11 protein-coding genes are annotated in these 11859 nt (G+C 63.4%); 10 read left to right on the top strand and 1 reads right to left on the bottom strand.

Going from position 1 to position 11859, the window contains the following annotated elements; all coding sequences use genetic code 11:
- Positions 1–492 precede the first annotated feature (492 nt).
- A complete protein-coding gene (locus OUZ45_RS13170; protein ID WP_266170578.1) occupies positions 493–1428 on the bottom strand; it encodes a carbohydrate kinase family protein in 936 nt (311 codons plus the stop codon).
- A 274-nt stretch (positions 1429–1702) separates the two neighbouring features.
- On the opposite strand from OUZ45_RS13170, the gene OUZ45_RS13165 reads away from it, so the two are divergent.
- The 10 genes from OUZ45_RS13165 to lipB all read left to right on the top strand — a co-directional run bounded on the left by OUZ45_RS13165 (position 1703) and on the right by lipB (position 11857).
- The gene (locus tag OUZ45_RS13165; RefSeq protein ID WP_266170577.1) at positions 1703–2749 is read left to right on the top strand and encodes a rod shape-determining protein; all 1047 of its coding nucleotides are present in this window, start codon (positions 1703–1705) and stop codon (positions 2747–2749) included.
- A gap of 21 nt (positions 2750–2770) precedes the next feature.
- Entirely contained in the window at positions 2771–3778 is a 1008-nt protein-coding gene (gene mreC / locus OUZ45_RS13160; protein WP_266170576.1) for a rod shape-determining protein MreC, read from the top strand.
- Positions 3775–4260 carry a rod shape-determining protein MreD gene (gene mreD / locus OUZ45_RS13155; RefSeq protein ID WP_266170575.1) on the top strand — a complete coding sequence of 162 codons (486 nt, stop codon included), beginning with the start codon at positions 3775–3777 and terminating at the stop codon, positions 4258–4260. The genes mreC and mreD overlap by 4 nt, the downstream gene beginning before the upstream one ends.
- 4 nt (positions 4261–4264) lie before the next feature.
- Entirely contained in the window at positions 4265–6283 is a 2019-nt protein-coding gene (gene mrdA / locus OUZ45_RS13150; protein ID WP_266170574.1) for a penicillin-binding protein 2, read from the top strand.
- Positions 6280–7398 carry a rod shape-determining protein RodA gene (gene rodA / locus OUZ45_RS13145; protein ID WP_266170573.1) on the top strand — a complete coding sequence of 373 codons (1119 nt, stop codon included), beginning with the start codon at positions 6280–6282 and terminating at the stop codon, positions 7396–7398. The genes mrdA and rodA overlap by 4 nt, the downstream gene beginning before the upstream one ends.
- Positions 7399–7492: 94 nt before the next feature.
- Positions 7493–8503 (top strand): lytic murein transglycosylase B, encoded by a 1011-nt coding sequence (gene mltB / locus OUZ45_RS13140; protein WP_266170572.1) that lies wholly within the window; start codon positions 7493–7495, stop codon positions 8501–8503.
- Positions 8500–9444, top strand: a complete 945-nt coding sequence (locus OUZ45_RS13135) for a septal ring lytic transglycosylase RlpA family protein (protein WP_266170571.1) — start codon at positions 8500–8502, stop codon at positions 9442–9444. Before mltB ends, OUZ45_RS13135 begins: the two co-directional genes overlap by 4 nt.
- 59 nt (positions 9445–9503) lie before the next feature.
- Entirely contained in the window at positions 9504–10739 is a 1236-nt protein-coding gene (locus OUZ45_RS13130) for a D-alanyl-D-alanine carboxypeptidase family protein (RefSeq protein ID WP_266170570.1), read from the top strand.
- A 14-nt stretch (positions 10740–10753) separates the two neighbouring features.
- On the top strand, positions 10754–11044 hold the full coding sequence (locus tag OUZ45_RS13125) for a YbeD family protein (protein ID WP_266170569.1): 291 nt from the start codon (positions 10754–10756) through the stop codon (positions 11042–11044).
- Positions 11045–11188: 144 nt separating this feature from the next.
- On the top strand, positions 11189–11857 hold the full coding sequence (lipB, locus tag OUZ45_RS13120; RefSeq protein ID WP_266170568.1) for a lipoyl(octanoyl) transferase LipB: 669 nt from the start codon (positions 11189–11191) through the stop codon (positions 11855–11857).
- The last annotated feature ends 2 nt before the right edge of the window (positions 11858–11859 follow it).

Below are 11859 nucleotides of genomic sequence, written 5' to 3'. Positions count from 1 at the left end.
CGAACTCGGAAGTGAAACGCAGCTGCGCCGATGGTAGTGTGGCATTGCCCATGCAAGAGTAGGTCACCGCCAGGGGCTTCATCCCAAACCCTCCGTAGCTCGCGCTACGGAGGGTTTTTCTTTGCGGTGATGAAAAACACTTTGCCCCCTGGTAAGGCATTTTTCCTTGAGCATGCTTGTTGAGCTAGAACCGTTAGCGGCATTGCATGATTCAGAGAGTCGTAGCGTGCTGTACACGACCTACGTGTCTGCCTTTAGCCCTTTTCGGGGAAGTCGCACACGACTAGGCTATAGAGCTGCCATATCGATCGGCGCATCGAATTGAGCGTGACCGGTGATGGCATGAGCATCCGCATTCTCACTCCCTGCAAGGGAGTGCGATCCAAAGGAATGCGATGAGGTTGGTGGGGCTAGAAGGATTTTCTATCACCCTGAAACGACAAAGCCCCGCGTGATGCGGGGCTTTGTGCTTACCAACAGCTGCGATTTGCATCAATCCAGTGAATAACCGAACTGCTCTCTGAATTCCGTAGCAAATTGCGCGTAGTCAAAGCGCTGATTCTGCGTGCCCGGGAATTCAACCTTGAGCGCGCCCATCAGCGACGCCATGCGGCCAATCGTCTGCCAGTCCTTGCCGTGCATGATGCCGAAGATCAGACCCGCACGATAAGCATCGCCGCAACCGGTCGGGTCGACGACCTTGCGCTCACGGGCCGGCGGAATTTCGTGCGTGATGCCGTCGGTGTGGATCAGCGAGCCGCGTGGGCCGAGCGTGACAATGTAAGCCTTCACTCGTTGGGCGATCTCTTCTGCACTCCAGCCGGTGCGCGACTGCAGCAGTTGCGACTCGTAGTCGTTGACGATCACATAGGTGGCCTTCTCGATCATGGCGCGGAACTCTTCACCATTGAAGAGCGGCATGGCCTGGCCTGGATCGAAGATGAAAGGCACGCCGCGCGACGCGAACTCGTCCACGTGCTGCAGCATGGCCTCGCGGCCATCCGGCGCGACGATAGCAAAGCCGATCTCCGGGATGTCACGCACGTGGTTTTCGTGTGCGCTGGACATGGCGCCCGGATGGAAAGCCGTGATCTGGTTGTTGTCCAGGTCCGTGGTGATGAAGCACTGCGGCGTGAACTGGTCGCTGAATTCGCGCACATAGTCGAGGCGAATGCCGCATTGCTCCATGTGCGCGCGATATGGCGCGAAATCCTGACCCACCGTGGCCACCGGCAGCGGGTCGCCGCCGAGCAGCTTAAGGTTGTACGCAATGTTGCCGGCGCAGCCACCGAATTCCCGGCGCATGCGAGGCACCAGGAACGAGACGTTCAGGATGTGCACCTGATCGGGCAGGATGTGGTTCTTGAACTGGTCCTGGAAGACCATGATGGTGTCGTATGCCAACGAACCGCAGATGACGGCAGACATGGTGCGTGGGTGTCCCCGAGCGAGTGAACAGGCCGCGCAAGCGCGGTCGGACCAAGGGCCAGGCGGAGTGGCCTAACCAAAGCAATCAATCTTACCGACATCCGCGCGACTCGGCGACTTTTTGCGCTGCCAGCAAGCTGAACTGCGAAGTGGAAAACACGCATATCATCCCGTCGTACAAGGCTTTCTTAACGAGAATGTCCTTGCGTACAAGGGTTTGGCTGACTAGACTGGCGCGCTCACTTTGTCACCATTGCCGGCACGCGGCGGACCCATGTTCAAGAAGTTTCGCGGCATCTTTTCCAACGACATCTCCATCGACCTCGGCACGGCCAATACGCTGATTTATGTGCGCGGTCAGGGCATCGTCCTGAACGAGCCGTCGGTGGTGGCGATCCGTCAGGATCGTGGTCCGGGCGGCCCGCGTGCGGTCGCGGCAGTCGGTAGCGACGCCAAGAAGATGTTGGGCCGCACTCCGGGCAACATCGCCACGGTGCGCCCGATGAAGGACGGCGTGATCGCCAACTTCTCGATGACCGAGGCTATGCTGCAGCACTTCATCAAGCAGGTGCACCGCTCGCGCCTGTTGCGTCCGAGCCCGCGCGTGCTGGTCTGCGTCCCCTGTGGTTCCACCCAGGTCGAACGCCGTGCCATCAAGGAATCGGCTGAAGGCGCCGGCGCCCGTGACGTGTTCCTGATTGAAGAGCCTATGGCCGCCGCCATTGGCGCCGGTATCCCGGTGCATGAGGCGCGTGGCTCGATGGTGCTGGATATCGGCGGCGGTACCTCCGAAGTAGCCGTGATCTCTCTCAATGGCATTGTCTATTCGCAGTCGGTGCGCGTCGGCGGCGATCGCTTCGACGAGGCCATCATCAACTACGTCCGTCGCAACCACGGCACCTTGATCGGTGAATCCACCGCTGAGCGCATCAAGATGGAAATCGGCTGCGCCTTCCCGCAGACCGTCGTGCGCGAGATCGAAATCTCCGGCCGCAACCTGGCCGAAGGCGTGCCACGCATGTTTACTATCAACTCCAACGAAGTGCTGGAAGCGCTGCATGAGCCGCTGTCCGGCATCGTGGCTGCGGTCAAGTCGGCGCTGGAGCAGACCCCGCCGGAACTCTGCTCCGACGTGGCCGAGCGCGGCATCGTGCTGACCGGTGGCGGTGCGCTGCTGCGTGACCTGGATCGCCTGATCTCCGAGGAGACCGGCCTGCACGTACAGGTGGCTGATGAGCCGCTGACTTGCGTGGCCCGCGGTGGCGGCAAGGCGCTGGAGCTGATCGATCAGCACGGCAGCGATTTCTTCGCTGCCGAATAAAGCATCGGCAAGGGGTAGGCGATGGCGCTCGCGCGCGAGGATTCCTCGCCCCTGTTCGCCGGCTCTGTAGCCGGCACCCTGCGCCTTATCTTTTATTTGGCCCTGGCCATGGTGCTGATGGTGCTCGACCATCGCAATGGCTGGATGTGGCGTATGCGCTATGCGACCTCGGTCGTGGTCGAGCCGATCTACCGGCTTGCCGGGTTGCCTGCGGCCGGCATGCGCACTCTGAGCGTAGCCTTCGCGGATCGCAAACTGCTCACTGAGCAGAACCAGCGTCTGCGCGAGGACCTGCTGCTGGCCAACGCCAAGCTCAACCGCATGGCCGCCGTAGCGGAGCAGAACGAGCGTCTGAAGGAACTGCTCGCCACCCAGCGCAGCCTGGAGCTCAACGTGCAGCTCGCGCGCGTCATCGGCGTGGACCTCGGCGGCTCACCGCATCGGTTGATGCTGAGCCTGGGCGCCCGCGAGGGTGTGAAGCAGGGGCAGGCAGTGATCGATGCGCACGGTGTGATGGGCCAGATCATCGAGGTGCTGCCAACTACCTCGGTCCTGATGCTGGTTTCCGACCCAAACCATGCCGTGCCGGTCGTTGTCGAACGCACCGGGCTGCGGACCGTGGCCTACGGTGCGCGTGACGGCGGCATGCTGAGTCTGCCCAATGTGCCGATGGCCGCCGACGTGCGCGCTGGTGACAAGCTGCTGACCTCTGGTTTGGGAGGGCGGTTCCCGCCGGGCTTCCCCGTGGGCGAAGTAGGCTCGATCGGTCAATCGCCTTCGGGTTTGTTCCTTGAGGCGCATGCGCGCCCCGCCGCCGATCTTGACCGTAGCGAGTACGTACTGTTGTTGCACGACCAGCCAGAGCCCGTGGGACCGCCTGCGCCGAGTGCTCCGATGGGACCGCCGACAGATATGGCACCGAGCCCGTCCGATGCCGCGGCAGCGCCCACGCAGGCGCTTCCGGGGGCGACCGTGGCTAAGCCATCGGCGCCGGCCTCGGCCACTACGGTCCCGGCGGCACAGCCATGAACAAGCAACGCGTAAACCTGCTGTGGTTCGTCGGCACGCTGGCCTTTGCGCTGCTGTCGATGCTGGTTCCGCTGCCGGGCCCGCTACAGCCGTTCAAGCCGTATTGGCCGGCGCTGTTCTTGCTCTATTGGTCGCTGGAATCCAATGACCGGGTAAACCTTGGCCTGGCTTTCGTCATCGGCTTGTTCGCCGACTTGCTCGATGGCGTGCTGCTCGGCGAACAGGCACTGCGCTTGTGCGCGCTGGTGTTCATCGCGCTGCGTTTCCGTTCGCGCCTGCGTTTCTTCCCGATGTGGCAGCAGACGCTGGCCGTGCTTGCTTTGCTGCTAAACGATCGGGTTCTGTTGCTGATCGTGCACACCTTTGCCGGCGAGCCGCTGCCACCGGCCACTTGGTGGATCTCGCCCTTCGTCGGCGCCGCGCTGTGGCCGTTCCTGTTCCTGCTCATGGACGACCTGCGCATGCGCATGCGTCTGCAGTAGCGCCATGGCATTACGTCGGCGCTCGATCAAGGATACCCGTGGCGAAAGCGCATTGTTTCGGGTGCGCGCACTGGCCGGTTTCGTGCTGATCCTGCTGGGCCTGAGCGTTTTGGTCTCGCGCTATGTGTACCTGCAGGTGCATCGCCACGACGAGTTCGCGTTGCGTTCGGAAAACAACCGCGTCAAGCCGCGTGCGATCCCGCCTGCGCGCGGCCTCATTTTTGACCGCAACGGCGTGCTGCTGGCCGACAATGTGCCCGCATTCCGGCTGGAAGTAGTGCCCGAGCAGGTGCCCGACATGAAGACGATGTTGTCGGCGATCCGCGATGTGGTGCCACTGGACGACGACGATATCGACGCATTCAAGAAGCAGCTCAGGCAGAACCGACGCTTCGACAGCGTTCCGCTGAAGCTGCACCTCACCGAGGACGAGATCGCCCGCTTCGCCATCAACCGCTGGCGTTTCCCTGGGTTGGACGTGGTGCCCTATCTCACGCGGCGTTACCCCTATGGTTCGTTGTTCGCACACGTGGTGGGTTATGTGGGGCGCATCGATGCGGATGACATGAACCGGCTCGACGCCGATCGCTACAAGGGCACCAGTCACGTGGGTCGCAGCGGGTTGGAGCGCTCTTACGAGGACATGCTGCATGGCGAGCCCGGCTACGAGTTGGTCGAGGTGAATGCGGATGGTCGCGTCCAGCGCGTGCTTGAAACCCACCCACCCACGCCCGGAAAGAACCTCTACCTGGGCATCGACGTGCGCGTGCAAAAGGCGGCCAATGATGCGTTCGATGGCCGGCCTGGGTCGGCGGTGGCGATCGATCCGCGCAATGGCCAGGTGCTGGCGATGGTCAGCGTGCCCAGCTTCGACCCCAATCTGTTCGTCAACGGCATCAGCCGTGCCGACTACGCTACCTACACAGCGGCCGAAGACAAGCCACTGCTCAACCGCGCGCTGAAGAGCGCCTATCCGCCCGGTTCGACAGTGAAACCGTTTCTCGCTCTGGGTGGTCTGAAATATGGCATACGCCGGCCAGAGGACACCGTGCTCTCCACTGGCGAGTTCTGCATCCCAGGCCAGCAGCGTTGTTATCGTGATGACGTTCGCGGTGGCAACGGCACGGTAAACATGGTGCGTGCGATTCAGCTGTCCACTAACACGTACTTCTACAAGCTCGCGCTGGACATGGGCATCGATCGTCTCGCCAGCTGGATGGGCAGCCTGGGCTTCGGCAAGAAGACCGGCATCGACCTGCTGGGCGAGGCGGAGGGCATCTTGCCCTCACGTGAGTGGAAGGCCACCCGCAGCAAATACGGTTGGTTTCCTGGTGAAACCGTGATTGCGGGCATCGGCCAGGGTTATTGGAACGTCACCTCATTGCAGCTGGCCCATGCCACAGCAACGTTCGCAGGCCACGGCACGCCTTACGAACCACGGCTGGTCATGGCCACGGCCGCGGTGAAGGAGCGCCCGGTGCCGCTGGCCAATCCACCGAGCGGCCCCTCGGTGATCCGCAAGCCCAGTGACTGGAATGTGGTGAACCAGGGCATGGAAGCGGTGATTTACGGCGCCGGTGGCACCGCCAGGGAGGCGGGCGTGTTCAACGGGTTCCCCTACGTGGTGGCCGGCAAGAGCGGTACCGCCGAGCGCTTCTCCCGTCGCACCAACGACTACGACACCAACAAGAACACGGCCTACCTGGCCACGCGCCATCGCGCCTGGTTCATCGCCTATACGCCCACCGAGGCACCGCGTATCGCCGTGGTGGCGATGCTGGAATCGGGTGCCTGGGGTGCCGCGGACGCAGGTCCTATCGTGCGCAAGGTCATGGAGGCATGGCTGGCGGCACAAGGCGGCGCCGTGCCGGCACAGAACACGCCGGAAAAAGGCACCGTGACGGTGCCGAATGCGCCGGAAGAATTTGAGGACACACCTGTGGCCACGCCCGCCGATATGCCTGCTGGGCTGCCGTCCGACAGCTCCAGCACCGCCGCGCCGGAAGACGGAGGCAATCCATGATCGAGGTCCTCCAACTGCGCTTGCAGCGGTTCCTGCGGCGCGTGATGACGCGACCGCGTATTGATCTGCCGTTGGCGTTTGGCCTGCTACTGCTCGGGATCTGCGGGCTGATGACGCTGTACAGCGCCAGTGGTGGCAGCGTGGCGATGATCACCAGCCAGGCCGCTCGCTTCGTGATGGGCGCCGTTCTGTTGCTGCTGATCTCGCGTATTCCGCCGGCCGTGCTGCGCGGATGGACGCCCTGGCTGTACGCGGGCAGCATCGCGCTATTGCTGGTGGTGGCGACGCTGGGTCAGGTGCGCAGTGGTTCCAAGCGCTGGCTGGATCTGGGCGTGCTGTCGTTCCAGCCGTCCGAGCTGCTCAAGCTCACCGTGCCGATGATGGTGGCCTGGTACCTGCATCCGCGCCAATTGCCACCCAGCTGGAAAGACATCATCGCCGTGGGCATCCTGATCGCGATCCCGGCCGGACTGATCGCCGAACAGCCGGACCTCGGCACGGCCCTGCTGGTGTCCGCCGCCGGTGCCTTCGCGCTGTTTTTGTCGGGCATGGCGTGGTGGAAGATCGGCAGCCTGCTCGCCGCCGTCGGCGGCATGATTCCGGTGGCATGGCATTTCATGCGCGAATACCAGCGCAATCGCGTGCGCACCCTGCTCGATCCCGAATCCGATCCGCTCGGCAACGGCTGGCACATTATTCAGTCGCAGATTGCGGTGGGTTCCGGCGGCACGTTCGGCAAAGGCTGGCAGCACGGCACGCAGTCACGTCTGGATTTTCTGCCCGAACACACCACTGACTTCATCTTCGCCGTGTTCTCCGAAGAGTTCGGGCTGATCGGCGTGATCGGCATCATGGCGCTCTACGCTTTCATCATCGGCCGCTGCCTGTGGATTGCGATGGAAGCGCGCGACACTTACTCGCGTCTGCTCGCCGGCGCCATCGGCATGAGCTTCTTCGTCTACGTGTTCGTCAACGGCGGCATGGTCGCCGGTATGTTGCCGGTGGTGGGTGTGCCGATGCCGCTGGTCAGTTATGGCGGTACCTCGGCGGTGTCCCTGCTCACCGGCTTCGGCGTGCTGATGTCGATCTACGCCAACCGCAAAATGCACGACTGAACTAAGCGCCTGGGACAGACACATTGTTGCCCGGGTTTGCGCCACCGTGCGTGCTAGGCTCTGCGCGCATGCCGCTACGCTCACGAACTAGCCTATGACCTCGAATACCGTGCCGCGTCCCTCCCGATTGTTCGCCGTCTTCGGCCTTTGGCTTGCTGCGGCACTCGCACCTGCATGGGCCGAAACACATCCAGGGCAGGACCAGCTGGTTCGCGAAGTTGCCAAGGAGACCGGCAAGGATCCGCAGGCGCTTAACGCGCTGCTCGATGGTGCGAAGAAACAGCAGAGCATTCTCGACGCGATCAGCCGGCCAGCCGAAGGCAAGGCCTGGAAGGACTATCGCCCGATCTTCATGACGGACAAGCGCATCGACGACGGCGTCGCGTTCTATCGTGAGCATCGCGATCTGCTGGAGAAGATCGGCCGCGAGTACGGCGTGGCACCGGAATACATCGTGGCGATCGTTGGCGTAGAAACGTTCTACGGTCGCAACACCGGCAAGTACAAGGTGCTCGATGCGCTGGTTACCCTTGGCCTGTATTACCCGCCGCGCGCCACGTTTTTCCGCGAGCAACTCAAAGTGCTGCTGAGCCTGCCGGACAACCAGCTCGGTGGTCCGCTGGACTCGCTCACCGGCTCCTATGCCGGCGCCCAGGGCTGGGGGCAGTTCATGCCGTCCAGCATCCGCGATTTCGGCGTAGATGAAGACGGTGACGGTCGCATCGACCTGCACGATTCGCTGCCGGACATTCTGGCCAGCGTCGCCAACTACTTCGCCAAGCATGGCTGGGTGACCGGCGCGCCTGTGGTTGCGCGTGCGCAACCCGACGCCGCGGCCCGGCCCATTACGGTCAAGGATTCCAAGCCGCAATGGCCGCTGGAGCAGCTGATGGCTTGGGGCTATGCGCCGCTGCAATCGTTTGATCCAGGCTTGCCTAGTAGCTTGCAAACTTTGGAAGGGCCGGACGGGCCAGAGTACTGGTTCACCTTCCAGAATTTCTACGTGATCACCCGCTACAACCGCAGCCCGCTGTACGCGCTGGCAGTGCACCAGCTGGCGCAGGCCATTGCTGCTGGTGTGCGCGAGCAAGAGGCGGCCCGATGAAGTCAGCGCTTTCGCTGTCGCTGCTGGCTGTGGTCGCCTTGATGCTGACCGGCTGCGGCGGCGGCAAACCGCGGCCTTCGAAATCCGGTGGCGTCAATACGGCAGGTCGCAGCGCTGGTCAGAGCAGTAGTAGCGCCGGCAGCAACCGCGGTGGCGTCTACGACGATGTGAGCAAGTCGCAGAGCAGCCGTTATCGCGACAATGACGACAGCGTCCCCTCCGGCCCCCCGCCGGATATCAGCAAGCTGGTGGAACCGGAACCCAAGGTGGAGCCGCGCGCGCTGTACGGCAATAAATCGCCGTACTCGGTGCTGGGCCAGACTTATCGCGTGCTGCCGAATCCCAACGGCTACGTGGAACGCGGTATCGCCTCGTTCTACGGCAACAAATTTCACGGGTACAAGACCTCGAGCCTCGAGGAATACGACATGTACCAGTTCTCTGCCGCTCACAAGACGCTGCCGCTGCCCAGCTACGCGCGCGTCACCAATCTGGACAATGGCAAGAGCGTGATCGTCCGCATCAACGATCGCGGCCCGTTCCACGAGAACCGCTTGATCGACCTGTCCTTCGCTGCCGCCGTAAAGATCGGCGTATGGCCCAAGGGTACCGGCCTGGTCGAAGTGCGCGCGATCACGCCGGGCGAGCCGCTACAGGATCTGCCTCCGCCACCAGCACCACCGTCTGTTACCGCTGGCGCATCGCGACCCGGTATCTATCTGCAAGTGGGCGCGTTCGCCGATAACACTAATGCCGAACGGGTGGCGCAGCAGCTGCGCTCCGCCAATTTCGCGCCGGTACAGGTGGTGGATGCCCAAATCAACGGCCGTAATGTCCGTCGCGTGCGAGTAGGGCCGTTGGCCGACGTTGACCGCGCGGACGAAGTGACCGCCCGAATCGAGAACATGGGTCTGCCCCGGCCACAGGTCGCGGTAGACTGACGCTTTGCCCTGCCAGGCGCTCCGGCGCCAGCCACACCGAAACCGGACCGAAAAGAACGATGAGCCTACTCCGCCGTACCCTTTCCTCACTTGCCGTCGCCGCCTTGGTGATCGGCACCGCCGTCGCCCAGCAGACCCCGCCCAAGCCCACCCCGGTGCCGCGTCCGGTGATGCCCGAGGCGCCGGTGCCGCCGCCGCCGGATGTGGACGGCAAGAGCTGGGTGCTGATGGATTACGCCACCGGTCAGATCCTCGCTTCGAAGGAACCGGATCTGCGCGTCGAGCCGGCCTCGATCACCAAGGTGATGACCGACTACGTGGTCTCCGCCGAGGTCGCCAATGGCAAGATCCACATGGTCGATCCGGTCACCATCAGCGAGAACGCGTGGCGCGGCGGCGGTGCGGCCACCGACGGCTCCACCAGCTTCCTCAAGCTCAACAGCCAGGTGCCGCTCAAGGATCTGCTGTTCGGCATGATCATCCAGTCCGGTAACGACGCCGCTATCGCCCTGGCCGAGCACACTGCCGGCTCCGAGCCCGCGTTCGCCAATCTGATGAACGCGTATGCCAAGCAGCTTGGCATGGTGAACTCGAACTTCCAGAACGCTTCGGGTTACCCGATCGCCAATCACTACACCACGGCCCGCGATATCGCCCTGCTGTCGCGCGCGCTGATCCACGACTTTCCCGAGGACTACGCGATCTCCGCGATCAAAGACTTCGAGTGGAACGGCATCAAGCAGCACAACCGCAATCTGCTGCTGTGGCGCGACCAGACCGTCGACGGCATCAAGACCGGCCATACCGCCGCTGCCGGCTACTGCCTCGCCGCGTCGGCCAAGCAAGGCGATGCCCGCATGATCGCCATCGTGATGGGCGCCAGCAGCGAGAAGGCGCGCGCCGATTCAGCGCTGGCACTGATGAATTACGGTTTCCGTTTCTACGAAACCCACAAGCTCTACGACGCCAACAAGCCGCTGGCCACGCCGCGCCTGTGGAAGGGTAAGGACAACCAGCTGCCGCTTGGTGTGAGCGATAACGTGCTGGTCACCGTCAAGCGTGGCGACTACGACAAGCTCAAGGCCACCATGGACGTGCCAGTCACGCTGATCGCGCCGTTCACCAAGGGCCAGCAGGTCGGCACCTTGCGCGTCACGCTGGACGGCCAGCCGGTGCAGAACGTGCCGTTGGTTGCGCTGGCCGATGCGCCGCAGGGCGGCTTCTTCGCCCGCCTGTGGGACAGCATCATGCTGTGGTTCCACAGCGACAAGAAGCCCGACGAAGCGAAGAAGTGAGCTGAGGTGTTGCGATGAAAGACATCGATTCGATCCAGCCGCAGCAAGAAGGCCAGGGCTTCCAGTTCCCTGGCGAGTTCGAGATCACCGCCATGGGCAACGCCAGCGCGGATCTGCCCGCGCGCGTGCCACAGATCCTCGAAGGCATCGGCCTGCACGTGCTGCATGAAACAGTGAAGCACCGCCAGTCGCGTGAGGGTAATTTCCTCTCAGTGACGGTGAGCTTCCACTGCGACAACCGTGAGCAATACGACCTGGCGCACAGCACGCTGCGTGCCGATCCGGATATCCGCTTTACGCTGTGACGCCGTCGCAACGGGAATGAAACGGGCAGGGAGCTGGGATTCGATCGCAAGGTCGCCCGGCTCCTCGCCGTTCAGGCCCCTTGCAAGCCCCCATGCCTGGCCGCAGATCGGCCAGACTCCTTTCCTCCAAGTCCCCCGTTGACCATGTCCCTCCCGTTGAAGATCCGCCGCCTCGGCCGCCAACCCTACGAGGCGACCTGGAAGGCGATGAGCGCGTTCACCGACGCGCGCGGCCCGGATACCCCCGACGAACTCTGGCTGCTGGAGCACGATCCGGTGTTCACCCTGGGGCAGGCAGGCAAGATGGAGCACGTGCTGGCACCAGGCGACATCCCCGTGGTGCCGGTGGATCGCGGTGGCCAGGTGACGTACCACGGCCCCGGCCAGATCGTGGCCTACCCGCTGATCGACCTTCGCCGCGCCGGCCTGGGCGTGCGCGAGCTGGTCTGCAAGATCGAGCAGGCCATCATCGATACGCTGGAGCACTGGAACATCGGCGCCGAGCGGCTGGAAGGCGCCCCGGGCGTCTACGTGGCCGGCGCCAAGGTGGCTGCGCTGGGCTTGCGTGTGCGGCGCGGCTGCAGCTTCCACGGCCTGGCCTTCAACGTGGACATGGATCTGGAGCCGTACCACCGCATCAACCCTTGTGGCTACAAGGGTTTGGCCGTCACCCAGGTGCTAGACTTGGGCGGTCCGTCGCGGCTGGCGGACGTCGAAGACGTGCTGATCGGCGAGTTTTGCCGCCAGTTTGGTTTCGATGCAGAGCCCGCCGCTCCCCACCTCCCCGAACTACCCGCGCGCGCAGCGGTCTGAGC

This window comes from Dyella subtropica, from assembly GCF_026283965.1.
In the GTDB taxonomy this organism is placed as follows: domain Bacteria; phylum Pseudomonadota; class Gammaproteobacteria; order Xanthomonadales; family Rhodanobacteraceae; genus Dyella_D; species Dyella_D subtropica.
Note: the sequence above shows the minus strand (reverse complement) of the source record. Positions and strands in the feature narration are given on the sequence as shown.